The organism is Massilia sp. GER05 (genome assembly GCF_052056005.1).
GTDB classification, from domain to species: Bacteria; Pseudomonadota; Gammaproteobacteria; order Burkholderiales; family Burkholderiaceae_D; genus Telluria; species Telluria orientalis.
On record NZ_CP178858.1, the window covers coordinates 2,442,681 to 2,467,906 of the forward strand.

The following is a 25,226-nucleotide window of genomic DNA, read 5'->3' on the forward strand; positions in this document are numbered from 1 at the left end:
TGCCCACGCGAAAGCCAGCGTGACGCGAACGCCGCCCACCCACGAATTGCGAGGTTATTCCCCGTCTCCTTCCCGCATAGTTTCCGTGGGGCATCAGCAATAATGGCGTATCCCTGAATGATGGAGTACGCATGAACGGTTTCAGACTGCCAGCCTGGCTGCAACAGATCGGTGCCCGCAGCAACGCGCTGGCGGCGCCGATCCTGATCATCCTGCTGCTGGTAATGATGATCCTGCCGTTGCCGGCATTCGCGCTCGACCTGTTCTTCAGCTTCAACATCGCGATGTCCGTGATCGTGCTGCTGACCGCGTTGTACACGGTCAAGCCGCTCGATTTCATGGCGTTCCCGGCCGTGCTGCTCGTGACGACCATGCTGCGCCTGTCGCTGAACGTCGCGTCCACGCGCGTCGTGCTGACCGAGGGCCACACGGGCGGCGCCGCGGCCGGCAAGGTGATCGAGGCATTCGGCCACTTCCTGATCGGCGGCAACTACACGGTCGGTCTCGTCGTCTTCATCATTCTCACCATCATCAACTTCACGGTCGTGACCAAGGGTGCGGGCCGTATCGCCGAAGTGGGCGCGCGCTTCGCCCTGGACGCGATGCCCGGCAAGCAGATGGCGATCGACGCCGACCTGAACGCCGGCCTGATCGGCGAAGAGGACGCCAAGCGCCGCCGCTCCGAAGTGTCGATGGAAGCCGAGTTCTACGGCGCCATGGACGGTGCGTCGAAATACGTGCGCGGCGACGCCGTGGCCGGCATCCTCGTCACCGTGATCAACGTCGTCGGCGGCCTGATCGTCGGCATGGTCCAGCACGACATGGCCTTTGGCGACGCCGTCAAGAATTACACGCTGCTCGCCATCGGTGACGGCCTCGTCGCGCAGATCCCGTCGCTGATCATCTCGATCGCGGCCGGTATGGTCGTGTCGCGCGTGGCCAGCGACAAGGACGTGGGTTCGCAAGTCGTCAGCCAGCTGTTCGCGAAACCGGAAGTGCTGTACATCACGGGCGGCATCATCGGCGGCATGGGCCTGATCCCGGGCATGCCGAACCTCGTGTTCCTGCTGCTGGGCAGCACGCTGTTCGGTGGCGCCTATCTGCTGGAAAAGCGCCGCAAGAACATGCCGCCGGAAGAATTGCAGCGCGCGGGCGGCGGTGCGGGCCCGGCAGGCTCGCCCGGCGGAGGCGCCGCCGCGGCCACCACGCCCGCGGAGCAGGAAGAGGCGAGCTGGCAGGACGTCATGCCGGTCGACACGCTCGGACTGGAAGTGGGCTACCGCCTGATTCCGCTCGTCGACAAGGCGCAGAACGGCGAACTGCTGAAGCGCATCAAGGGCATCCGCAAGAAGTTCGCGCAGGAAGTCGGCTTCCTGGCGCCGCCGGTGCACATCCGCGACAACCTGGAGCTGAAACCGTCGGCCTACCGCATCACGCTGAAGGGCGTCGAAGTGGGCAGCGGCGAGGCGATGAACGGCCAGTACCTGGCGATCAACCCGGGCATGGCGAGCGGCACCCTGCCGGGCCTCGTGACGACGGACCCCGCGTTCGGCCTGCCGGCCATCTGGATCGACGCCGCGCTGAAGGACGACGCGCAGAGCATGGGCTATACCGTCGTCGACGCCGGCACCGTCGTCGCCACGCACCTGAACCACCTGATCACGACGCACGCGTCGGAACTGCTGGGCCGCATGGAAGTGCAGGCGCTGCTCGACCACCTGGCCAAGGATGCACCGAAACTGGTCGAAGACCTGGTGCCGAAGGTCGTGTCGCTGTCGACGTTGCAGAAAGTGCTGCAGAACCTGTTGCAGGAAGGCGTGCACATCCGCGACATGCGCACGATCATCGAGACGCTGTCCGAGCATGCGGGCAGCACGAACGATCCAAACGACTTGACCGCGCTGGTGCGTGTGTCGCTGGGCCGCGCCATCGTGCAGCAATTGTTCCCGGGCACGAACGAACTGTCCGTGATGACCCTGGACAACCGCCTCGAACGCCTGCTCGTGCAGGCCCTGAACGCCGGCGGCGACGGCACGGGCATCGAGCCTGGCCTGGCGGACACGATCGTCCAGCAGGCTGCCAATGCTGCGCAGCAACAAGAGGCGATGGGACTGACGCCGGTGCTCCTCGTGCCGGGGCCGCTGCGGACGCTGTTGTCGCGGTTCCTGCGTCGGGCGTTGCCGCAGCTCAAGGTCTTGTCACACTCGGAAATTCCTGAATCCAAGACAATTCGTGTCACTAGCCTCGTTGGCGCCAATTGATTGGCGTAAGGAAATTTGTTGGGATTCTTTCGAGGCCGCAGCGCAACAATCGCTTCGCTAATAGTGGCAAAAGTCGATTGGTAGAGTTGATTTATGCTAACATCCTTGCGCTCTAACGCTTAGCACGCTCAAGAAATCAGTCTGAGTAGACCGGTTCTGCCAGCCGAATCGGTCATGTGCCCCTCAATCGTCATTTGCTCAACACGCTGCAAAGACAGTCTGCGAATGTACAGGAAGTAAAAGATGCCGGAATACCAGTTTGTATTGCTTGGGTTGACCGCATGGGTGGCGAGTTTCGTCATCAGCCAACTCATCGTCCGTTCTCAAAAGTGGCATGGACGCCTGACGCACGACCACGACCTGGGCGGTGTGCAAAAGGTCCATACCACCGCCGTGCCGCGTATCGGCGGCCTGGCCGTGATAGGCGGCATCCTGCTCGGCCTCGTGCTGTTCCAGCAGATCTTTCCGGGCCAGGTGAGCGCCAACCGCGCATCGCGCATCTATTTGCTGCTCGGCGCCAGCCTGCCGGCCTTCCTGGCAGGCCTGATCGAGGACTTCACCAAGCGCGTGTCGGTCCGCGTGCGGCTTGTCGCCACCGCACTGAGCGCACTGGTCGCAAGTCTTGCACTGGGCGCCACTGTCGGCGAACTGGACATCTGGGGCCTGGATGCGCTGCTGACGATCGCGCCGCTGGCGATCGTTGCCACCGCAGTGTTCGTGGCAGGCGGTTCCAACGCCATCAACATCATCGACGGTTTCAACGGCCTGTCGGGCAGTACGATCATCATCATGGCGATCGGCCTGGCCGCCGTCGGGCTGCAAGTCGGCGACAGCTTCGTTGCCGTACTCGGTGCGCTGTGCGCGGGCGCCACGCTGGGCTTCCTGATGCTGAACTATCCGTCCGGGAAAATGTTCCTCGGCGATGGCGGGGCGTATTTCCTCGGTTTCTGGGTGTCGGAAATGGCGGTCCTGCTGCTGGTGCGTCATCCGGAGCTGAGCGCGTGGCAAATTCTCGCTATCTGCGGTTATCCGGTCATCGAAGTGCTGTTCAGCATCTATCGCCGCAAGTTCGTCCGCAAGGTCAGCCCGGGCGCGCCGGATGCATTGCACCTGCACGGGCTCGTGTTCCGCCGTCTCGTTTTCAAATATGTGCGCCGTGACGCCGCTCGTCCCTGGAAGCGCAACGCGATGGTGCCGTGCTTCATGGCGCCGGCGGTGGCGGCTTGTGTGGCGGTCAGCGTTCTGTTTCGGCCAGTCGACCCCGGCGGCCGTGGCGATCGTGGTTGCCCAGGTCGTGTTGTATATCGCGGTATATGGCCGTCTCGTGCGTGGACGCTGGACGGTGCGGCGCGGTGACAGGGCGGAGCAGGCCCTCGACGTTGGAATTGAAGTGCGCTGAGAAATTGGTGCTGCTAAATTACAAGGACCGCGGTTTCACATCGAAACCGCGGTTTTTTTATGTCCTGAACAGTGTCAGCGAGCCCGTGTCCTGATCCACCAGTCATTGAACCACATCGCAAACTGGAAGAGCAGACCCGTGGCAAAGAGGAAGTCGGCGGTTCGCCCGACCTTCAGGGCCGCGGCGAGCACCCCTGTAATGAGAAATACGGTACGGAAGATGGGAATACAGCGGTCCAGCACCTCGCATACATGAACGAGGGCGGCTTCAGCACCGGGGGTGCCGGGTTGGCGCTTCGGTATTCTCAGTTTCATCTGTTGGCCTTTCGATGTAAGCCAAGTACACGGTGTTTACGCAGTCTAGCACGACCATAAAATTCGTTGTTACATTTGAACACAATTTGCGATCAAGACACTGATTCGTTCTGTTCTATTACGCTTATCATGTCAAAATTGCCACAAATATTAAAAGTTGAACAATTGACTGTTTGAGAATTGTCTCATAGATGAGAGATTGTGCCCGTACCGATGATCTTGTTGCTGTGTTCCAATTCTCTCACCATTGTATTTACGTGGCAATTAACTTCTCTGGCGATCGGTGCAGGTGTGCCATCCGCGCCGCGTGGATGAAATAAGCGCTTTTCCCCGTCCTGTTCCCGCGATGGTTTCCTACCGGCATCGTCAATAATCCTCACTGTGAATGGGCGACTGTGCCCGCATGACCGGATAGCGAACCAAGCCAGCAAGAGCGGAGAACAACGATGAACGTGAAGAAATTTACAGCGGCGACTTCCCGCGAGGCCCTGCGCAAAGTGCGCGAGGCCCTGGGGCCGGACGCGGTCATCCTGTCGAACCGCCCGGTCGATGGCGTGGTCGAAATCCTTGCACTGGACAACGACGACGTCGCGTCGCTGGCTTCCCCGGCACCGGAATCGGAAATGGCCGCGCCGCGCCCGAACCTGCGCATCCAGGAGCCGACGTTCGACGACTTCGAGCCGGCTCCCGCCCCGGCCCCGGCACCGCGCCCGGCAGCCCGCCCGGCACCGCGCGCTTTCCAGGAAGCCCCGGCCGCGCGCCAGCCGATGAATTCGCTGTACGACATGGACGAGCCCGCCGCACCGGCCGTGGCACCGACCTACGCCAACCGCCGCGCCCCGCAAGCGGCGGACGTTCCGGCCTTCGACATGTCCGCGATGACCGCGATGATGTCGGCCGCGATCGCCCAGGCGAAGGAATCCGCCGCCGCCGAAATGCACGGCATGATGAACGAGATCCGCGCCATGCGCGGCACGATGGAATCGCAGCTGGCCGAGCTGTCGTGGGGCACCACCCAGCAGCGCGAGCCGCAGAAGGCCGCCGTGCTGCGCGAGATGCTGGCCGCCGGCTTCTCGGCGAGCCTGTCGCGCTACCTGGTCGACAAGCTGCCGGCCGGCAAGGATGCCGCCGAATCGCTGCGTTGGGTCAAGACGGTCCTGGCACGCAACATCACGACGATGGCCGACGAGGATGCGATCCTCGACCGCGGCGGCGTGTTCGCGCTGGTCGGCCCGACCGGCGTCGGCAAGACGACGACGACCGCCAAGCTCGCGGCCCGCTGCGTGATGCGCCACGGCCCGGAAAAGCTGGCGCTGATCACGACGGACGCCTACCGTATCGGCGGCCACGAGCAACTGCGCATCTACGGCAAGATCCTGGGCGTGATGGTGCACTCGGTGAAGGACGAGGCCGACCTGCGCATCGCCCTGAAGGAACTGCGCAACAAGCACACCGTGCTGATCGACACGATCGGCATGTCGCAGCGCGACCAGATGGTGACGGAGCAGGTCGCCATGCTGACGGAGTCGGGCGCCGACGTGAAGCGCCTGCTGTGCCTGAACGCGACGTCGACGAACGAGACGCTGAACGAAGTCGTGCGCGCCTACCAGGGCACGGGCCTCGCTGGCGCCATTATGACCAAGATGGACGAAGCCGCCTCGATCGGCAACGTGCTGGACGTGCTCGTGCGCCAGAAGCTGAACCTGCACTACATCTCCAACGGCCAGCGCGTGCCGGAAGACCTGCACCTGGCCGACCGCGCGATGCTGGTCGACCGCGCCTTCCGCACCAGGCGCGACGCCGCCTCCCAGATCGCCGACGCCGACCTGCCGCTGATGATGGGCGGCCTCGGCAACCTGAACAACGACCGTTCGCTGCGCGAGGTGTACGTTGGCTAGTTTCGACTTCGACCAGGCGGAGGGCCTGCGCCGGATGCTGGCCGGCCCCAAGCCGCGCATCGTGACCTTCCTCTCCGCGACGCCCCACGACGACAAGGGCGCCATGCTCGTCAACCTGGGCGCCTCGCTGGCCCAGTCCGGCAATGACGTGATGATCGTCGACGCCTGCACGCGCGACTACGGCGTGGCCCAGCGTCTCGGCGTCGACCGTGGCCCGAGCCTGCTGCAGGTCGCGCGCCAGGAATGCGCGCTGAACCAGGTGATCCACCCGGTGCCGCAAGGTTTTTCCGTGGTGAAGATGGCACATGAACTCGTCGTCCCCGCGCAGGCGGGGACCCAAGTTTCTTCGAGCAGCCGGGTACGCCAGCAAAATTGGGCTCCCGCCTACGCGGGAGCGACGGATGAGATGCGGCGTCTGGCCAAAACCTTCGACGTTCTGGTCCAGCAATCGTCCGGCAGCATCATCATGGTCGACGGCGAATTTTCCGACGATGGCACCTTCCCCGTGCCGATCATGGCCTCGTCCGAGATCGTCGTGCAGGTGTCGACGAGCGCCACGTCGATCACGAACGCATATGCGCTGATCAAGCGTTTGTCGCAGCATCTCGGCCGCCGCCCGTTCGGTATTCTTGTCACGGGCGCCACCGAAGCCGAGGCGAAGGTGGTATACGATAATATGTCATCTGCGGCAACTCGTTACTTGGCGGTAACGCTGACCTCGATGGGCTCCGTACCGGCGGACGAGTACCTGCACCGCGCCGCGCGCCTCGGGCGCGCCGTGGTCGACGCATTCCCGCTGGCCGGCGCTTCGGTGGCGTTCCGCCGCCTGGCCGGGCGCTTTGCGCGCACCGGCATGCAGCAGGGACGGGCCGCCTGAAGCGGCGAAGAATAATTAATTACTGGAACCATGTACACGGTCAAAGGGAAAGCGGACAAAAACTCTCTGCTGACGGAGCACATGCCGTTGGTGAAGCGTCTCGCCCACCAGATGAAGGCCAAGCTCCCGCCGTCCGTCGAAGTCGATGACCTGGTACAGGCCGGCATGATGGGCCTGCTCGATGCGATCAACCGCTACGAGGAGAACCACGGCGCGCAGTTCGAGACCTATGCGGTGCTGCGCATCCGCGGCGCGATGCTGGACGAGCTGCGCAGCAGCGACTGGATGCCGCGCTCCACGCGCGCCAACATGCGCAAGGTCGAGTCGGCCATGGCCGCGCTGCAACAGCAACTGGGCCGTCCGCCCAGCGAATCGGAGGTCGCGAAGTCGCTCAAGCTGTCGCTGGGCGATTACCAGGACCTGCTGGGCGATTCCGGCGGCCACCAGCTCGTGTACTACGAAGACTTCCACGACGACGACGGCGGCGACGGCTTCCTCGACCGCTATGCCGTGGACGACGACGATCCGCTGAAGAGCCTGCTCGACACGGACTTCCGCCAGACCGTCATCGACGCCATCGACGCGTTGCCGCCGCGCGAGAAAATGCTGATGGGCCTGTACTACGAAGAAGAACTCAACCTCAAGGAAATCGGCGCCGTGATGGGCGTGTCGGAATCGCGCGTCTCGCAGCTGCACACCCAGGCCGTGGCGCGCCTGCGCACGTATCTGCGGGAGCGCTCGTGGACCTGACCAGCCTGCTCGGTCTTGCGCTGGCGCTGGCCGGCATCTTCGTCGGGCACACGCTCGACGGCGGCAAGTTTTCCTCGCTGTTCCAGCCCGCCGCGTTCGCCATCGTCGTCGTCGGCACGTTCGGCGCCGTGCTGCTGCAGACGAAGTCGCAAGCCTTCGTGCGCGGCGTGCGCATGCTGCGCTGGGTGTTCGTCACCCCGCCGGACCGGCGCCATGCGCTGGCCCGCGAAATCCATTTGTGGAGCCTGTCCGCGCGGCGCGACGGCCTGCTGTCGCTCGAGCAGTACATGGCCAAGGCCGACCCGTTCATCCAGAAGGGCCTGCGCCTCGTCGTCGACGGCATCCAGCCCGACAAGCTGCGCAGCCTGATGCACACGGAAATCAACAACTACGAATTCCGCGAACGCCAGGCCGCGCGCATCTGGGAATCGGCGGCCGGCTATGCGCCCACCGTCGGCATCCTCGGCGCCGTGCTGGGCCTGATCCACGTGATGGAAAACCTGTCGGACCCGTCGAAACTCGGCGCCGGCATCGCCGTCGCGTTCGTGTCGACCGTGTACGGCGTGGGTCTCGCGAACCTGTTCTTTTACCCGGTCGGCAACAAGATCAAGGGCATCGTCAGCGAGCGCGTGGCCCAGTACGAAATCCTCGCCGACGTCTTCCACGACATCGCCACCGGCGACTACACGCGCGTGCTCGACGAGCGCGTGGCGTGCCTGCTGGCCGAACACTGATCCGGAACCATGGCGCGCCGCAAGAAGTACGAGCAGGACAACGAGAACCACGAACGCTGGCTGATTTCCTACGCCGACTTCATCACCTTGCTGTTCGCGTTCTTCGTCGTCATGTACGCGGTGTCCGTGGTTAATATCGGCAAGTACACGGTGCTGTCGGAAGCGCTGGGCGACGCGTTCGGCGGCCGCGGCGCGGCGAACAAGTCGAATACGATGGTCGAGGTCGAGGCATTGCCGCTGTCGGCCATCCTCGCCCACAAGCGTGCGGAAGCGGCCAAGCGCGACCGCGAGCGCCTCGAGCTCTTGGCGCAAAAGCTGGACAGCATCCTCAAACCCCTCGTCAACACCGGCAAGATGCGCGTCACGCAGACGGCGCGCGGCGTCACGCTCGAGATCAATGCGAGTGCCCTGTTCGACGAGGGCGATGCCACCCTGACGCCCACCGCGCAGGAGACGCTGCGCACCGTCGCCGGCCTGCTGAAGGACGATCCGCACGGCATCGAAGTGGAAGGTTTCACGGACAACACGCCGATCGGCAACCCGGCGTTCGCATCGAACTGGGAATTGTCGGCCGTGCGCGCCACGACCGTCGTGCGCCTGTTCGCGGCGAACGGCGTCGCCGAGGAACGCCTGGCCGCCGTCGGACGCGGGGCCAACCGGCCGATCGCGTCGAACGACGACCCCGCCGGACGCGCGCGCAACCGGCGGGTGGCCGTCACGATCCTGTCCGGCGCATCAGCCTGAGTTTTCGCCATCTATCGTAGGGTGGGCGGGGATGCAAGGCCGGGGGCCTTACATCCGCCCACGCGCGACGCGTGCGATGTGTTGGCGTACGCCTGGGCACGGCGTGCCCACCCGACGAATCCACCGGGGCGCGGTAAAATGGTTTGAACGCGACAGCATTGTCGCTCGAACGAGGAGACCGGATGAACCTGCACGCAAGCCTGAGCGTCGACGCGCGGCACGACAAGGTATGGATCACCTTCAAGGCGGAAAACCGCGGCGAGCGCCGGGTCTGGCTGCCGCGCGCGCTGACCGATGATCCACGGCCCGGCGGCCGCGTGTTCGACGTGCGCGTGCATCCGGGCGGCGCCCCCATCGCCTACGTGGGCGCCAACGCCGCGCACGGCGGCGCCGACTGGTTCGAGCTCCCGCCGCACTCGGCTCACACGCACACGGTCGACATCACGGCCGACTACGCCTTCCGGCCCGGCGACCACACGTATGAACTGCGCTACGCCGGCCTGGCCCTGGCCGACATCCACCATCCCGAAGCCACCACGCCGCTCGTCACCGAACCCGTGCTGTTTCGCCACATTGCCCCTTAACGCCTGCGTACGTTACGGCGCGGCGTGTTCTCGCCGAAGTATTCGTGCGAATCGGCATTGTCGATCGCGCGGTCGGGATTGCTGCCCGCCAGCGCGCCCGCCGCGGCCTGGCCGTAGACCCAGTCGTCCGTCCCGGCCACCACCGTGAAATGGCTCATCTCGTGCAGCAGCGTGCCGGCCCTGGAATCCGTGCCCGTCATGGGCGCGGTCCAGAACGCCTTGCACACGTGGATCGCGTACGGCCGGTTCGGATAGACAAAGGCATACCACGGCTGGGTGCACGCGCAGTCGACCGCGATGGGCCGCGTGGCGAAGGCGTCGCGGATGGCCTCGACGTGGCGGGACACGGTGGCCGCGCGCGCCTCGTCCAACGGACCGAACCATCCCGTGTAGCGGTCCGCCAGCGCGCCGGCCCGCAGGTAGGCATCGCCATCCTGCACCATCGATTGGGCGGCCTGGACGCTGGCGGCGATGCTCTCCTGCTGTGCGTTCGAGCAGTGATCGAACGTGAGTCCGCTGCCGGCGGGCGTGCCCGGGGTGACGGGTTCATAGTTGGACTCCGGCATGCCGCGCGGCAGCCGGCCATCGATCCAGACCGACGCCGCGAGCGGGGCAGCCGCCGCCTGCAGGCGGTCGGCGCGGTAGCGGATGGTGTACGCGCCCGTGATGTCCATCCGGTAGAGCGCGGACAATTCCACGCGGCTGCTGCGCGCCGCACCGGGTGCAAGCGCGATGAGATCGGCGGACGTGGGCGGCGCCCGCTTCACCTGGATGCCGAGATAGCTGACGGGCAGGCCGTCGCGCGTGACGTCGAACAGCGGCGCCTGCACGCCCGCGAACGGGGTCTGCCACTTCGGCAGGGTCTGCCAGGTGCGCGACTTGTTGCGGATCGTCACCGTCACGACGATGTCCTGGCTGCCCGCCACGCTTTGCCGCGCGGGCGTCAACTCGACGACGAGGCCGCCTTGCGGCGCAGCCTGGCCGGCGCCGCTTAGCAGCAAGGTCGACAGCAGTGCGGCGATCCGGTATGCGTTGCCGTTCATGGAGCCTCCAGATGCAATCAAAACCTTTCTTGTACCTCGGCACCGAAATCCCGATCTTGCAAATTCACAGTATTTATCGCCGCGAGACCGCCCCGTTAGCGTTCAATTTGGTACATTGATGCAACATATTGACCGTTGATGTAAGTATTGCTCGATCTACATTTAATAAACTGCTATCATCTATTGATTCTCTGGATACGAAAGTTTCATCAGGGAATCTTCCTTCCAAGCCGGCGCGGCCTTGCCCACGGCGTCAATCGCTTCAGCACATGAATATCGAGCACGACAGCCAGGGATCCCGCGTGAGCGGACTTCGTACGCACGGCCGGCCAACCGCGGGCAGGGCGGCATGAGGCGGCACGCGCGCAAGATTCCGTCCACGGTACGGCTGTCCATCCTCACCACTTTGCTGGCTCTGTTCATGGCCTGGCTCGCGCTCGGCAACGCGGCGCGCCTGCCGTGGGATCCGCGCTGGTACCTGACGGCGCACACGGCGATGGAAGTGTTTTCGGTCGTCGTGGCGATGCTCGTGTTTGCCACGGGCTGGCACGGCATCGGCCGCGACATGCCGATCCGCGTGGCCCTGCTGTCGCCGAGCGCACTGGCCGTCGGCCTGCTCGACATCGGCCACCTGATGTCGGTCCACGGCATGCCCGGCGTGGCGGGACCGGGGTCGGTCGGATACGGCATCGAATTCTCTCTGCTCGCGCGCGTCGTCAGTGCCGCGGCGCTGCTCGTCGCCGCGTTCGCGCCGCGCGAGCGCACGGTCGGCCGGCGCGTGCGCGGCTGGGCGCTGCTGGCGGCGCTGGGCATCGTCGCGCTCGGCTTCTGGCTGGCCGTGGCCGATCCGCTGGCGCTGCCGGCGACGTATGTGGAAGGGCGGGGGCTGACGTCGTTCAAGATCGGTTGCGAGCTGGTGCTGATCGTGCTGAATGCCGTCGCCGCGCTGTTCCTGCTGCGCCGCGCACTCGTCACCCGCCTGCGCACCGACCGCTACCTGGCCGCCACGGCGGCCGTGATGGCTTTGGGCGGCGTCAGTTTCGCGCTGTATGTCCGGCCGGACGACGTCGTGAACATGGGCGGCCACGTGTACAAGGTGATCGCCTACCTGTGCCTGCACCGCGCGATCTGGGTGGCGGCCGTGCAGGCGCCGTATCTGCGGCTGCAGCGGTCGGAACGGTCGCTGGCCGAGAGCGAGGCCAGCTTCCGCAGCCTGATGGAATGCGCGCCGGACGCGATCCTGCTCGTCGGTGCGGAAGAGCGCATCACGATGATGAATGCGCGCGCGGAAAACCTGTTCGGCGTGTCGCGCGAGACGGCCGCCGGCCTGCCGCTGGACGTGCTGGTGCCCGCCGCCGCCGGCGACGCCGAGCTGGATTGCCGCCGCCTGTACGGCGCCGCCTTCCCGGCCGAGGTGCGCCGCGCCGGCATGCCGGGCGGCCAGCAGGTGGCGATCGTGCGCGATTTGTCGGAGCGGCGCCGGCTCGAGCGCGCGCTCGTCGAGCAGCTCACCCACGACGCGCTGACGGGCCTGCCGAACCGCAACCGCATCCTCGAGACGCTGGACGAGGCCATCGCCGCCGCGCGCCAGGACGGGCGCACGCTCGCCGTGCTCGTGTTCGACCTGCACGAATTCCGCAAGATCAACAGCGGCTACGGCTATGGCGGCGGCGACGACGTGTTGCGCGAATGCGTCGTGCGCCTGTCGTGCCTGCTGGCCGGCGGCGACATGCTGGCGCGCCAGGGCGGCAACGAATTCATCGTCGTGCAAAAACAGTCAGGCGAGACCGCCGCCGCGGCGCTGGCCGCCCGGCTGCTGGAGTCGATGCGCAAGCCGTTCCTGCTCGACGGCCAGCGCGTGTTCCTCGCCGCCAGCGTCGGCATCGCACTGCCGCCCGCAAACGGCTGCGGCGCGCACGAATTGCTGCAGATGGCGCAGGTGGCGATGGCCGCCGCGCGCGCGGAAGGGCCCGCGCGCTACCGTTTCCATACGGACGCGATGGCGCAGGCGATCCGCGAGCGGGTCGACCTGGAAGCGCTGCTGCGCCATGGCATCGAACGGAACCAGTTCGCGCTGCAGTATCAACCGCGCGTCGACCTGGCCAGCGGCACGGTGATCGGCGTGGAAGCCCTCGTGCGCTGGCGCCATCCCGTACTCGGTCTCGTGCCGCCGGCGCGCTTCATTCCGCTCGCCGAGGAGACGGGCCTGATCGACGATCTCGACATGTGGGTGCTGGACGAAGCCTGCGCGCGCGCGGCCGCGTGGCGCGCGCAGGGATTGCCGCCGCTGCGCGTGTCGGTCAACCTGTCGGCACGCCAGTTCCAGCAGGCCGGCCTGGCGCGGCGCGTCCAGGCCGCGCTGGAACGCAGCAGTTTGCCGCCGGCCGGCCTGGAGATCGAGATCACGGAGTCCACGGTCATGCGCGACACGGACGAGGCGACGAGCGTGCTGCGGTCGCTGAAGGCGCTCGGCGTCGCGCTGTCGATCGACGACTTCGGCACCGGCTATTCGTCACTCAGCTACCTGAGGCGCTTCCCCATCGATGTGCTGAAGATCGACCGCTCGTTCGTCAGCGACGTGACGAACGACCCGAATGACGCGGCCATCGCGTGCGCCATCATCGCGCTGGCGCATACGCTGAACCTGGAGGCGGTGGCGGAAGGTGTCGAGACGGCCGAGCAGGCGGCTTTCCTGCGCGAGAATGGCTGCGATGAAATCCAGGGCTATTACTTCAGCCCGCCGGTGTGGCCGGAGCAGATCGAAGCGATGCTCGAAGGTAGGGTGGGCGCCCCTGCGCCCACGCGCACGCTGGCGTGACACAAACGTCGCTAGCCGACCACGAACCGCCGCGACGGACCCGTCGACATCGTCTGGCCGGCCGGGCCGTAGACGCCGGCCGCGCCGCCGCCGGGACCGCGCAATTCGCTCAAGGCCGCCTGGGTCTGGCCCAGCTGGCGGTTGACGATCATGCCATTGACGCGGTTGAGTTCCTTCGCTTCGCGGGTGAGTTCCAGCAGGCGGTTCCAGGCGTCGCGATATTCGGCGTTGCCGCCCACCGCCAGCCAGGGCTCCATGCCGGCCTCGCCGGCGGGAAAGCCGGCGGCGCCGAGGGCCTTGTGGCGCACGCGCGACAGGGTCGCGGCACGCTGCGCCAACTGCAGCTTGTTGGGGGTGATGGTCGAGAGGCCATCCGCATCCGCACTGATCAGGAACTGTTGCTCGGTTTTCATCAGCTCCACGATGGAACCGATCACTTGCTGTTCGTCGCGCAGGGTTGCGCCAGGGGATGCAATGGCCATTGGTTATCTATTGTTTGCGGGAATGCAGCAGATCGCGCACCGTATCCAACAGGCCGTCCGCCACTTTCTCGGAATTCACATGAAACTGGCCATCCGCGATGGCCGCCTTGATGCGTTCGACCTTCTTGCTGTCGAACACTTGACTGGTGCTGCCGGCCGCGAGGGCCTGGCCTTGCGAGGACAGGCGCACGGTGTCGGCCGCTGCGGGCGTGACCGATTTCGCGGCGGCCGCGTCGCTGCTCTTCGCAGTCGTGGCCGGCGTGTTGTTGGCCTGGACGCTCGTGTTGTTCTTGAGTGTATCGTTGATTTTCACAGCATCATCCTTCTCAGGTCGGAGCAGAAAGCCCGGGATCTGCCTCAGTAACGGCGCCCATGCCAAAAACTTTAGGAAATGTCGAAAAACCTGCTGCGCGTTGCATATTTGGTTTGCGATGCTCGCTGTACTTTTCGTACAGCTGCGCTTCTCAACCAAATCTGCGGCCGCTCGCGACGGTTTTTCGAGATTTCCGACCGGGGACATCAAAGAAAGTGCGGACGCAAGCCACACTTTCAACGATCCTGCTCCTTTGCTGTCATCAAAACGCCACTTCGACCATCCCGCCGTCCCGCGCCGTGCCGCTCACGACCGAGCCGGATGGCGTGCGCACCTGCACGATCTGGCCGTCGCTGGCGTTGCCGATGGCCTTGCCTTCGGCTGATACTGAAAATCCATTTCCACTAGTAACCAAGCGTACGGCCTGGCCTTGCTGCACGACGGGCCGGTTGCGCAGCGTGTCCTGGCGCAACGGCGTGCCGGCCACCAGCGACACGGTCGGGGTGCGGCCGATCGCCTGGGCCATGTCCGTGATGATGCCGTTCGGCATGGCGGCAATGTCGCCTTTCATCAACACGAGCTGGCTCTGCTCGATCGGCTGGCCCTGGGCCAGCGGCAGCGCGGCGGCCACGTAGTCGGCCTGCACGTTCACCTGCGCCTGCACGTAGAGCGTCCAGTTCGACGGTGCCGTGCAGCGTACGCCCACGGTCGTCTTGCCCCAGGCGCGCGCGCCCGGCTGCAGGAACGCTTCCGGCGCGGGGCAGGCGGCCAGCGCCGTGCGGGCGTCGATCGCGCCCACTTTCACCGTTACGGTGCCGGGCAGGCCGGCCGTCTGCGTCCGCAGGAATTGCTCGACGACGGTGCGCAGCGCGTTGACGTTTTGGCGGCCGGCAGCGGGCGTCGTCTGCGCGTGCGCCAGCGCGGCGGAGCCGATGAGCAGGGCGGTAATGAGCGTGCGTTTCATGAATAAGTGAGCGATACGGTTTTTTGCGACGGTGCCATCTTAGGTCCCGCACGCCGCCATCGAATCGCCGAATAGCCGGGTTTTGGGTCGCTTTATTGCCCGATTGGAAGAGTCCGCCGGTCCGTATGATCCATCCTGTCCACCACCCCATGCCTGGAGTAATCATGATCGGCAAACTCGACGAGTACCTGCGTTTCAATGAAACCGCGCTGAGCCTGCGCTCGCAGCGCCAGGAATTGCTCGCGTCGAACATCGCCAACGCGGACACGCCGAACTTCAAGGCGCGCGACATCGATTTTTCCAGCGCGCTGCAGGGTGCGCTGGCCCGCGCGGCGAACGCGGGGCCGCTGAACACGACAGCTGCCGCCCATTATCCGAACGGCCAGGCGGCCGCCGACGGCAAGACGCTGGGCGACGGCGCCACGCCCGTGCTGTACCGCACGGTGACGCAGGGCGCGGTCGACGGCAACACGGTCGACATGGACACCGAACGCACCCAGTTCGCCGACAACGCGCTGCGCTACGAAGCCGGCATCACGATGATTAACCAGCAGATCCGCAATATGCTCGCGGCCATCCAGGGAGGCCAGTAATCATGTCCTTATTTAATGTCTTCAACGTGGCCGGCTCGGCGATGAGCGCCCAGGCCCAGCGCCTGAACACGACGGCCAGCAACCTCGCCAACGCCGACAGCGCGACGAGCGCCACCGGCGAAGCCTACCGCGCCAAGCAGGTCGTGTTCGAGGCCGTCCCGATGGACAGCGGCACGGGCGTCAAGGTGCGCGAAGTCGTCGAGGATGCGTCGCCCCTGAAGCAGGTGTACGACCCCAAGAATCCCCTCGCCGACGACAAGGGTTATGTGTCGATGCCCAACGTGAACGTGGTCGACGAGATGGTCAACATGCTGTCGGCGTCGCGCTCGTACCAGACGAACGTCGAGACCATGAACGCGGCCAAGACCATGCTGCTCAAGACACTGACCCTCGGCCAGTAATCCGATCCACTCTTTCTGACACGCTCCCATGGCGACCGTAACCGATACCACCAGCACCCCCATCACCGACCTGATGTCGACGATGAACGCGAAGAAGCCGACCAGCACGGACGGCGTCTCCGCGGACACGGACAAGTTCATGACCCTGCTGGTGACCCAGCTGCAGAACCAGGATCCGCTGAACCCGATGGACAACGCCCAGATGACGAGCCAGCTCGCGCAGCTGCAGACCGTGACGGGCGTGAACAAGCTGAACACGACCCTGGAATCGCTGCAGTCCAGCTACAAGAGCTCGGAAGCGATGCAGGCGACGGGGCTGATCGGCCACGGCGTGCTCGTAGAAGGCAGCGGCGTCACGCTGTCGAGCGGCAAGGCGATCCTGGGTGCCGAGCTGGCCACCGATGCCGACAATGTCAAGATCGTCATCAGCGATGCCAAGGGCAACGAAGTGGACACGATCGACATGGGCGCGCAAAAGGCCGGCGTCATGCCGCTCGCGTGGGACGGCGTGCCCGATCCGAAAAAGCTGGACAGCAACGGCAAGCCCGTCACGCTGGCCGACGGCAATTACACGTTCAAGGTCGTGGCGACGCGCGCCGGCGCCAACCTGACCGACGCGAAAGGCCTGTCGTTCGACAGCGTCGCCAGCGTCACCACCAACAGCGCCGATGGCGTCAAGCTGAACCTGTCCGGCAAGGGCGCGCTTACGCTGGCCGACATCAAGCAAGTCCTCTAAGCGCGGTCGGTACCGCGAAACGAACGAATAACAGGAGCACAACATGTCCTTCCAACAAGGCCTGAGCGGCTTGAACGGCGCAGCGAAATCGCTGGACGTCATCGGCAACAACATCGCCAACTCGAGCACCGTCGGTTTCAAGGGCTCGAACACGCAATTCGCGGACGTCTACGCCCGCTCGCTGAACGGCGCGGGCGCGACCCAGGCCGGTATCGGCGTGAGCGTGGCGGCCATCGCCCAGCAGTTCACCCAGGGTAATATCGAGACGACGGCCAACCCGCTCGACATCGCCATCAACGGCGCCGGCTTCTTCCGCACCGAGATTTCGGGCACCGTCCAGTACACCCGCAACGGCCAGTTCTCGCTGGACAAGAACGGCTACATCGTCACGCCGCAGGGCGCCAACGTGACGGGCTATGGCGTCAGCCCGAATGGCCAGATCCTGGCCAGCACGCCGGCCCCGCTGCAGATCAGCACGGCCGACATGAAGCCGGTCGCGACGACCAAGGTCGATACGTCGATCAATCTGGACTCGCGCGAAGCCGCGCCGACCCTCCCGTTCAATGCCAACGACGCCACCACGTACAACAAACAGGTGCCCGTGAGCGTGTACGACACCTTGGGCAACGAGCACACGTTGTCGCTGTTCTATGTAAAGAGGCCGCCGGCCAATCCGGGCTCGGGGCCGTCGGGCATCTGGGACGTGTACGCTGGCGCCGACGGCACCGAGATGGCCAACGTCATGGCGGCGAAGGCGTCCTCGAGCGACCCGGCCGCACAAGCCGCGCGAGACACGTGGCTTGCGGCGACGAAAGCGGCGCCGCCGGACCCGGCCGCCATCGCACAAGCGCTGTCCGGCTATGCTGCCGCGGCCTCCGCCGCCGTCAGCGCCGCTGCCAGCGCGGCTGGTGCTACGCCGGCCACCGTCACTGCGATCCAGACGGCCGCCACTGACGCGGGTGGCACGGCCGGCTATACCCCGGACCAGGTCGACAAGGACATTGCCGCCGCCGTGTCGGTGACGCCGGTCGCAATCGGCACGCTGAAGTTCGATTCGAACGGCGCGCTGTCGGCCGCGCTGATGTCGCCGCAGACGCTGCCGCTGGCCGTGGACTTCCCGGTCTATCCGGCGACGGGCGCCAAGGAAACCCTGTCGATCAAGCTCGGCTTCAACGGCAGCACCCAGTACGGCTCCGACACCAGCGAAAAACTGACCACGCAGGACGGCTACAAGCCGGGCCACCTGCAGCGCTTCGCTGCCGGTGCCGACGGCACCCTGCTGGGCCAGTACAGCAACGGCCAGACCAAGGCGCTGGGCCAGGTCGTCCTCGCGAATTTCACGAACGCGGGCGGGCTGGAACCGATCGGCAACAACTCGTGGGCCGAAACGTCGGCCTCCGGCACGCCGCTGCTGGGCACGGCGGGCACGGGCGGCTTCGGCGTGCTGCAGTCGTCGGCGACGGAAAGCTCGAACGTCGACCTGACGGCCGAACTGGTCAACATGATCACGGCCCAACGCGTCTACCAGGCCAATGCCCAGACGATCAAGACGCAGGACTCGGTGCTGCAGACGCTGGTGAACCTGCGCTAACGCATGACACTGAGTTAACGCATGAACGTCGCCCCTGCGCAGGCAGGGGCCCAAGTTTGCGTGCACGCATGCAGAACTTGGATCCCCGCCTTCGCGGGGACGACGTGCGAACGGAGAAGAGAATTCATGGACCGCCTGATCTACACCGCCGCCTCCGGCGCCAAGCACATCCTGGAACAGCAGGCCACGACGTCGAACAACCTGGCCAACCTGTCCACGACGGGCTTCCGCGCCCAGCTGGATACGTTCCGCGCCGTGCCCGTCGTCAGCGAAGGCTTGCCCACGCGCGCATTCGTCGTCGACAACACGGTCGGCGCGGATTTCACGGCGGGCCCGCTGCAGGTGACGGGGCGCGATCTCGACGTGGCCATCAAGGGCCAGGGCTGGATCGCCGTGCAGATGCAGGACGGCACCGAAGCCTATACGCGCAACGGTTCGCTGCAGATCAGCCCCAACGGCATCCTGCAGACCGCGAACGGCCAGACGGTGATGGGCGAGGGTGGTCCGATCGCGATTCCGCCGAACACGACGGTCTCCGTCGGCAAGGACGGTTCGATCGCGTCGCTGACGACGGACACCGTGCCGGCCACGTCCACCATCGTCGGCCGCCTGAAACTCGTCAATCCGGACCAGAAACAGCTCGTGCGCGGCGACGACGGCTTGTTCCGCCAGCAGGACGGCACCCCGGCGCAGGCCGACCCGGCCGTGACGGTGACGAGCGGCGCGCTGGAAGGCAGTAACGTCTCCGCCGTCGACTCGATGGTGAACATGATCTCTTTGGCACGTTCTCTCGAGACACAGATGAGCCTGTTGAAGAACGCGGAGAATAACGCGGCGAAAGCGACGCAGATCCTCGCTTTGACTTGATTTCTTCTGGGACATAATTTCATGGTGGGTGACGGGTTTGCCGTCGCCAAAGGAGAACACCATGATCCGTTCGCTTTACATCGCGAAAACTGGCCTGGAAGCGCAGCAGACCAACCTCGACGTCGTCACCAACAACCTCGCCAACGTCAGCACGAACGGCTTCAAGAAGTCGCGTGCCGTGTTCGAGGATTTGTTGTATCAAAACGTGCGCCAGCCCGGCGCGCAATCCTCGCAACAGACGCAGCTGCCGTCCGGCCTGCAGATCGGTACCGGTGTGCGCGCCGTCGCCACCGAGCGCCTCCACACGCAGGGCAACCCCCAGCAGACCGGCAACTCGAAGGACGTGATGATCAACGGCTCGGGCTTCTTCCAGGTCCTGATGCCGGACGGGACCACGGCCTACACCCGCGACGGCTCGTTCCAGACCGATAACAACGGCCAGCTCGTCACCTCCAGCGGCTATGTGTTGCAACCGCCCATCACCGTGCCCAGCAACGCGCTGACGATGACCGTCGGCCGCGATGGCACCGTGTCCGTCACGACGCCGGGCACCGTGGCGCCCACGCAGATCGGCTCGATCCAGGTGGCGAACTTCGTCAACCCGGCCGGCCTGGAATCGCTGGGCGAGAACCTGTATGCCGAGACCGGCTCGTCCGGCACCGCGCAGGCCAGCACCCCGGGCACGAACGGCGCCGGCGTGCTAATGCAGGGCTATGTCGAAACGTCCAACGTGAACGTCGTCGAAGAGATGGTCAACATGATCCAGACGCAGCGCGCGTACGAGATCAACAGCAAGGCCATCACCACGTCCGACCAGATGCTGGCAAAGATTTCCCAGTTATGAAAACGGTGAGTAAAAATTGGATCCCCGCCTTCGCGGGGACGACGACCGCCGCCGTGGCGACGCTCGCCATGGCGCTGGCCGGCTGCGCAGCCACCCCGACGTCGATCGTCAAGGGCCCGACGTCGGTGCGCCCGATGCTGGCCGATGGCGGCACGCCGACCGAAGGCGCGATCTACAATGCCAACACGTTCCGCCCGATGTTCGAAGACCGCCGCGCGCGCCACATCGGCGACGTGCTCACGGTCAGCATCGTCGAGAAGACGGCCGCCAACAAGAGCGGCGCCAGCACCGGCAACAAGTCGGGCAGCGCCGAGCTCAGCGTGCCCGGTCCGCTGCAGGGCCGCCTGGGCGGCAATCTCGCCACGAGCAGCGGCATCAAGTATGCCGACGGCGACACCCAGACCGCGTCGAACGCCTTCACGGGCACGATCGGCGTGACGGTGTCCGAAGTCCTGCCGAACGGTAACCTGATCGTCGTGGGCGAGAAGCAGATCGCCATGAACAAGGGCGTCGAATTCATCCGCTTCTCGGGCATGGTGAACCCGGATTCGATCCAGGCCGGCAATATCGTGCAGTCGACGCTGGTCGCCGACGCCCGTGTCGAATACCGCACCAACAGCCAGATCGACCGCGCCGAGATGACCTCGATGATGTCGCGCTTCTTCCAGTCCCTGTTGCCATTTTAACTATTCGTAACGATTCGGGGTCAGAGCCCGGTTTACACGGGTGGGCTCTGACCCCGACTGACTACTGACCCCGACTGACTACTGACCCCGACTGACTACGGGTGGGCTCCGACCCCGACTGACTAAATATGAACTTCAAAATCATCGCCCTCTGCGCCGCACTGCTTGGTCCCCTGATGGCCACCACCGCCCACGCCGAGCGCCTGAAAGACCTCGCCAGCATCGGCGGCGTGCGCCAGAACCAGTTGTCCGGCTATGGCCTCGTCGTCGGTCTCGACGGCACCGGCGACCAGACGACGCAGACTCCGTTCACCGTGCAGTCGATCACGGCGATGCTGCAGCAGAAGGGCATCAGCCTGCCGCCCGGCACGCAGCTGCAGCTGAAGAACGTGGCGGCCGTGATGGTGACGGCCTCGCTGCCGGCATTCGCGCAGCCGGGCCAGACGATCGACGTGACCGTCTCGTCGATGGGTAACGCGAAGAGCCTGCGCGGCGGCACGCTCCTCATGACGCCGCTGCAGGGCGCGGATGGCCAAGTGTACGGCATGGCCCAGGGCAACGTGCTCGTCGGCGGCGCGGGTGCGTCGGGCGGCGGTGCGCAGGTGCAGGTCAATCAACTGGCCGTCGGCCGCATCTCGGGCGGTGCCACGGTCGAGCGCGCCGTCGCGTCGAACCTCGGTGCCGACAACCAGGTCAAGCTGGAACTGAACACGACGGACTTCGCCACCGCCAGCCGCGTCGTCGAAGCCGTCAACGACAAGTTCGGCCCGGGCATCGCCACGGCACTGGACGGCCGCGTGATCCGCGTGCGCGTGCCGTCGTCGAGCGACCAGCGCGTCACCTTTCTCGGCATCCTGGAAGGCATGGACGTCAAGCCGGCCGAAGCGGCCGCGAAGGTCATCCTCAATGCACGCACGGGCTCCGTCGTCATGAACCGCTCCGTCACGCTGGACCCGTGCGCGATTTCGCACGGTAACCTGTCCGTCAGCATCGGCGCCGACACGCAGGTGAGCCAGCCGAACCCCGGTTCGCTGGGCCGCACCGTCGTCACCCAGACGCCGCAGGTGTCCGTCAAGAAGGACGCCGGCAAGGTCATCATGCTGAACGGCGGCGTGTCGCTGGCCGAAGTCGTCAAGGCGATGAACGCCATCGGCGCCACGCCGCAAGACCTGCTCGCGATCCTGCAGGCCCTGAAGGCGGCCGGTTCGCTGCGCGCCGAACTCGAAATCATCTGACCAGCGAGGCCACCATGCTCGGTTCCACTTCCGACCTGTCCAGTAAATTTGCGCTCGACGCCAACAGCCTCGGCGACCTCAAGCAGTCGGCGAAAGCCGGCTCGCCGGAAGCGCTGAAGGGGGCCGCCACGCAGTTCGAATCCATGTTCGTCAACATGATGATGAAGAGCATGCGCGACGCGACACCGCAGGACGGCATGACGGACAGCCAGGAAACGAAGACGTTCACGGGCATGCTGGACCAGCAGATGAGCCAGAAAATGGCCAAGCGCGGCATCGGCCTGGCCGAGGTGCTCGTGCGCCAGCTGACCGTGCAGCAGAAGGGCCAGCAGCTGATGCAGGACATGAACAAGCAGGCGCTGGGCATCGGCGGCGAACGGCAGGCGGGTGCCGCCGGCGGCGCCGCCGCGCTGCGCATGCAGGCCGATGCGGACACGATGCCGACCGACCGCGTGGCCAGGACGGGCGCGGCCGGCGTGACGGGCGCCGCGCGCGGCACGGACAACGCCAACAAGCCGGCGCACGTGCGCGCGTTCCAGGAAAAGCTGGCCGACGCCGCCGAGGAAGCGGAACAGGCCACGGGCGTGCCCGCGAAATTCATGATGGGCCAGGCCGCGCTCGAAACGGGTTGGGGCCGCCGCGTGATCCGCAACGCGGACGGCACCTCGAGCAACAACCTGTTCGGCATCAAGGCCGGCCCGGGCTGGAAGGGCAAGGTGGCGACGGCCGTCACGACGGAATACATCAACGGCAAGCCGCACACGCGCGTGGAGAAATTCCGCGCCTACGATTCGCATGCGGACGCGTTCAAGGATTACGCCCGCTTGCTGAGCAATAACCCGCGCTACGAAAAAGTGCTGGCGCACGGCGGCGACGCGGCCGCGTTCGCGCACGGCCTGCAACGCGCCGGCTATGCGACCGATCCGCAATACGCGGCCAAGCTGTCGCGCATCATCAAGCACTCGCTGGCGTAGGTAGGGTGGGTACCCTGCGCCCGCCATGCGTTACCACGACGCATGCTTCTGGTGGGCTCGGGGAGCCCACGCTACGGATAGTTCTTGATAGGACGACAAGAATAAAGTTTTGGCGGAACTTGCCGTCAATGACATAGCAGAAAGAAAACCACCATGTCCCTCCTCAGCATCGGCAAAACCGGTTTGTACGCCGCCCAGGCAGGCCTGGCGACGACCGGCAACAACATCACCAACGCCAACGTGGCCGGCTACAGCCGCCAGGTGGTGGTGCAGGCGACTGCGATCTCGATGGGGGGCTCCAACGGCTACATCGGCACCGGCACGGAGGTCGCCCAGGTCAAGCGCTATTCGGACGATTTCCTCAACGCCCAGGTGCGCACGGCCCAGGCGGCGAGCAGCGGGCTGGACGCCTACCAGGCGCAGGTGCAGCAGATCGACAACCTGCTGGCCGACACGACGTCCGGCCTGTCGCCGGCGCTGCAGGACTTCTTTTCGGCCGTGCAGAACCTCACGGGCGACGGCGCGGGCGTGTCGTCGCGCGGCTCGTTCATGACGTCGGCCGACACGCTGGCCGCCCGCTTCCAGAGCATGACCGGCCGCCTGGAGGAAATCCGCAAGGGCGTCAACACCCAGCTGACCGCGAGCGTCACGACGATCAACACGTATGCCAAGCAGATCGCCCAGCTGAACGACAAGATCGGCCAGCTGACGGAGGCCGGCGGGCTGAACCCGCCGAACGACCTGCTGGACAAGCGCGACCAGCTGATCATGGACCTGAACAAGCAGGTCAAGGCCACCGTCGTGCCGGGCGATAACTACAGCCTGACCGTGTCGATCGGCAACGGCCAGCCGCTCGTCGTCGGCGTGAACGCCTTCGAACTGGCGGCCACGAATTCGCCGACCGACCAGACGCGCGTGACGATCGGTTACGTCACCCACGGCAAGGTCACGCCGATGGCCGAGAGCGCGCTCACGGGCGGCGAACTGGGCGCCGTGCTGCAGTTCCGCAGCCAGTCGCTGGACCTGGCGCAGAACTCGCTGGGCCGCGTCGCGATCGCCCTGGCCACGACGATGAACGACCAGAACAAGCTCGGCCTGGACGGCAACGGCAACCCGGGCGGCGACATTTTCTCCATCGCGCCGGCCGACGTGACCAAGAACATCAACAACAACCAGACGAGCACGACGGCGATCAAGGCCACGGTCGTGGACGCCACGCAGCTCACGACGAGCAACTACAAGGTCGACTTCGACGGCACGAACTACAACGTGTACCGCTTGTCGGACAACAGGAAGACGGTGATCTCGCCGTACCCGCAGACCCAGGCGCAGGTCATCGACGGCCTCGCGTTCGACATCCAGGGTGCGGCCGACAAGGGCGACAACTTCCTCGTGCGCCCGACGCAGAACGGCGCCGCCAACTTCAAGCTGGCGCTGACGGACGGCGCGCAGATCGCGGCCGCCGCGCCGATCGCCACGAGCGTCCCGCTGACCAACAGCGGCACGGGCAAGATCAGCGCGGGGGCGGTCGACAAGAACTACCTCGGCGCGCCGCTGACCGGCAAGGTCACGCTCGCCTTCGACAGCACGACGGGCACGCTGTCCGGTTTCCCGGCCGGACAAACCGTCACCATGACGGGAAAGACCGGGACGACGACGTACCCGGCCGGCGCCGCCCCGCTCTTCGAGGACGGCGCCAGCTACACGGTGGCCGGCATGAGCTTCACCATGAACGGCAAGCCGGGCAATGGCGACACCTTCACCATCGAGCCGAACACGGGCCTGGGCGACACGCGCAACGCGGGCCTGATGGGCGATTTGCAATCGAAGAACATCCTCGACGGCGGCAAGGCCACGTACCAGTCGGCCTATGCCACGCTGGTGTCCACGATCGGCAACAAGACGCGCGAAGTGCAGGCCAATGCGGAAGCCGCGGCGGCCCAGCTGACGCAGGCGGAGGCCGCCGCCAACAACGTCTCCGGCGTCAACCTCGACGAAGAGGCCGCCAACCTGCTCAAGTACCAGCAGGCTTACCAGGCGTCGGGGAAGGTGATGCAGATCGCCGACACGATCTTCAACGCGCTGTTGCAGATCGGCCATTGATTAACGGAGCCACGC

Annotated in this window: 24 protein-coding genes; 19 read left to right on the forward strand and 5 right to left on the reverse strand. The window is 65.6% G+C overall.

Features of this window, described 5'->3' with window-relative positions:
- The first annotated feature begins 131 nt into the window (after positions 1 to 131).
- Complete coding sequence (flhA, locus tag ACL58G_RS10920) at positions 132 to 2,261, forward strand: flagellar biosynthesis protein FlhA (protein ID WP_413383259.1); 2,130 nt, start codon at positions 132 to 134, stop codon at positions 2,259 to 2,261.
- Between the two features lie 243 nt (positions 2,262 to 2,504).
- A complete protein-coding gene (locus tag ACL58G_RS10925; protein ID WP_440966830.1) occupies positions 2,505 to 3,617 on the forward strand; it encodes an MraY family glycosyltransferase in 1,113 nt (370 codons plus the stop codon).
- 117 nt (positions 3,618 to 3,734) lie between these two features.
- Here ACL58G_RS10925 and ACL58G_RS10930 read toward each other — a convergent pair whose 3' ends face one another.
- On the reverse strand, positions 3,735 to 3,974 hold the full coding sequence (locus ACL58G_RS10930; protein WP_440966832.1) for a hypothetical protein: 240 nt from the start codon (positions 3,972 to 3,974) through the stop codon (positions 3,735 to 3,737).
- 446 nt (positions 3,975 to 4,420) lie between these two features.
- Between ACL58G_RS10930 and flhF the strand changes: the two genes are divergently transcribed.
- From flhF to ACL58G_RS10960, 6 genes are all read left to right on the forward strand, one after another.
- A complete protein-coding gene (gene flhF, locus ACL58G_RS10935; protein WP_440966834.1) occupies positions 4,421 to 5,872 on the forward strand; it encodes a flagellar biosynthesis protein FlhF in 1,452 nt (483 codons plus the stop codon).
- Complete coding sequence (locus ACL58G_RS10940) at positions 5,865 to 6,749, forward strand: MinD/ParA family ATP-binding protein (RefSeq protein ID WP_413383267.1); 885 nt, start codon at positions 5,865 to 5,867, stop codon at positions 6,747 to 6,749. Before flhF ends, ACL58G_RS10940 begins: the two co-directional genes overlap by 8 nt.
- A 30-nt stretch (positions 6,750 to 6,779) precedes the next feature.
- A complete protein-coding gene (locus ACL58G_RS10945; RefSeq protein ID WP_413383269.1) occupies positions 6,780 to 7,499 on the forward strand; it encodes an RNA polymerase sigma factor FliA in 720 nt (239 codons plus the stop codon).
- Entirely contained in the window at positions 7,490 to 8,233 is a 744-nt protein-coding gene (locus ACL58G_RS10950) for a flagellar motor protein (RefSeq protein ID WP_413383271.1), read from the forward strand. The genes ACL58G_RS10945 and ACL58G_RS10950 overlap by 10 nt, the downstream gene beginning before the upstream one ends.
- Positions 8,234 to 8,242: 9 nt before the next feature.
- Entirely contained in the window at positions 8,243 to 8,977 is a 735-nt protein-coding gene (gene motD, locus ACL58G_RS10955) for a flagellar motor protein MotD (RefSeq protein ID WP_413383273.1), read from the forward strand.
- A 182-nt stretch (positions 8,978 to 9,159) separates the two neighbouring features.
- Complete coding sequence (locus ACL58G_RS10960) at positions 9,160 to 9,561, forward strand: hypothetical protein (protein ID WP_440966837.1); 402 nt, start codon at positions 9,160 to 9,162, stop codon at positions 9,559 to 9,561.
- Here the strand turns inward: ACL58G_RS10960 and ACL58G_RS10965 are convergent.
- A complete protein-coding gene (locus tag ACL58G_RS10965) occupies positions 9,558 to 10,604 on the reverse strand; it encodes a M35 family metallo-endopeptidase (protein WP_440966838.1) in 1,047 nt (348 codons plus the stop codon). The two genes, ACL58G_RS10960 and ACL58G_RS10965, sit on opposite strands and share 4 nt — an antisense overlap.
- A gap of 349 nt (positions 10,605 to 10,953) precedes the next feature.
- Between ACL58G_RS10965 and ACL58G_RS10970 the strand changes: the two genes are divergently transcribed.
- Entirely contained in the window at positions 10,954 to 13,422 is a 2,469-nt protein-coding gene (locus ACL58G_RS10970) for an EAL domain-containing protein (RefSeq protein ID WP_440966840.1), read from the forward strand.
- Positions 13,423 to 13,433: 11 nt separating this feature from the next.
- On the opposite strand, the gene ACL58G_RS10975 is transcribed toward ACL58G_RS10970, so the two are convergent.
- The 3 genes from ACL58G_RS10975 to flgA all read right to left on the reverse strand — a co-directional run bounded on the left by ACL58G_RS10975 (position 13,434) and on the right by flgA (position 15,181).
- Positions 13,434 to 13,904: a flagella synthesis protein FlgN gene (locus ACL58G_RS10975; protein WP_440966842.1), complete on the reverse strand. Its 471-nt coding sequence runs from the start codon at positions 13,902 to 13,904 to the stop codon at positions 13,434 to 13,436.
- A gap of 7 nt (positions 13,905 to 13,911) precedes the next feature.
- Positions 13,912 to 14,217, reverse strand: a complete 306-nt coding sequence (flgM, locus tag ACL58G_RS10980) for a flagellar biosynthesis anti-sigma factor FlgM (protein WP_413345134.1) — start codon at positions 14,215 to 14,217, stop codon at positions 13,912 to 13,914.
- Positions 14,218 to 14,479: 262 nt separating this feature from the next.
- Positions 14,480 to 15,181 (reverse strand): flagellar basal body P-ring formation chaperone FlgA, encoded by a 702-nt coding sequence (flgA, locus tag ACL58G_RS10985; protein WP_440966844.1) that lies wholly within the window; start codon positions 15,179 to 15,181, stop codon positions 14,480 to 14,482.
- A 164-nt stretch (positions 15,182 to 15,345) separates the two neighbouring features.
- On the opposite strand from flgA, the gene flgB reads away from it, so the two are divergent.
- The 10 genes from flgB (at position 15,346) to flgK (ending at position 25,211) form a co-directional block, all read left to right on the forward strand.
- Positions 15,346 to 15,774 (forward strand): flagellar basal body rod protein FlgB, encoded by a 429-nt coding sequence (flgB, locus tag ACL58G_RS10990; RefSeq protein WP_440966846.1) that lies wholly within the window; start codon positions 15,346 to 15,348, stop codon positions 15,772 to 15,774.
- 2 nt (positions 15,775 to 15,776) lie between these two features.
- Entirely contained in the window at positions 15,777 to 16,175 is a 399-nt protein-coding gene (gene flgC / locus ACL58G_RS10995) for a flagellar basal body rod protein FlgC (protein ID WP_036233823.1), read from the forward strand.
- Between the two features lie 28 nt (positions 16,176 to 16,203).
- Positions 16,204 to 16,911 carry a flagellar hook assembly protein FlgD gene (locus ACL58G_RS11000; RefSeq protein WP_413383288.1) on the forward strand — a complete coding sequence of 236 codons (708 nt, stop codon included), beginning with the start codon at positions 16,204 to 16,206 and terminating at the stop codon, positions 16,909 to 16,911.
- Positions 16,912 to 16,954: 43 nt separating this feature from the next.
- Positions 16,955 to 18,502 carry a flagellar hook protein FlgE gene (locus tag ACL58G_RS11005; protein WP_440966847.1) on the forward strand — a complete coding sequence of 516 codons (1,548 nt, stop codon included), beginning with the start codon at positions 16,955 to 16,957 and terminating at the stop codon, positions 18,500 to 18,502.
- 126 nt (positions 18,503 to 18,628) lie between these two features.
- The gene (gene flgF, locus ACL58G_RS11010; RefSeq protein ID WP_413342351.1) at positions 18,629 to 19,369 is read left to right on the forward strand and encodes a flagellar basal-body rod protein FlgF; all 741 of its coding nucleotides are present in this window, start codon (positions 18,629 to 18,631) and stop codon (positions 19,367 to 19,369) included.
- A gap of 61 nt (positions 19,370 to 19,430) precedes the next feature.
- Complete coding sequence (flgG, locus tag ACL58G_RS11015; protein ID WP_413342349.1) at positions 19,431 to 20,213, forward strand: flagellar basal-body rod protein FlgG; 783 nt, start codon at positions 19,431 to 19,433, stop codon at positions 20,211 to 20,213.
- Positions 20,210 to 20,899: a flagellar basal body L-ring protein FlgH gene (locus ACL58G_RS11020; protein WP_440966849.1), complete on the forward strand. Its 690-nt coding sequence runs from the start codon at positions 20,210 to 20,212 to the stop codon at positions 20,897 to 20,899. Before flgG ends, ACL58G_RS11020 begins: the two co-directional genes overlap by 4 nt.
- Positions 20,900 to 21,027: 128 nt before the next feature.
- Positions 21,028 to 22,134, forward strand: a complete 1,107-nt coding sequence (locus tag ACL58G_RS11025) for a flagellar basal body P-ring protein FlgI (protein WP_440966851.1) — start codon at positions 21,028 to 21,030, stop codon at positions 22,132 to 22,134.
- 14 nt (positions 22,135 to 22,148) lie between these two features.
- Positions 22,149 to 23,108, forward strand: a complete 960-nt coding sequence (gene flgJ / locus ACL58G_RS11030) for a flagellar assembly peptidoglycan hydrolase FlgJ (RefSeq protein WP_413383296.1) — start codon at positions 22,149 to 22,151, stop codon at positions 23,106 to 23,108.
- A gap of 153 nt (positions 23,109 to 23,261) precedes the next feature.
- Positions 23,262 to 25,211, forward strand: coding sequence for a flagellar hook-associated protein FlgK (gene flgK / locus ACL58G_RS11035; RefSeq protein WP_440966853.1), 1,950 nt, complete (start codon positions 23,262 to 23,264; stop codon positions 25,209 to 25,211).
- Positions 25,212 to 25,226 lie beyond the last annotated feature (15 nt).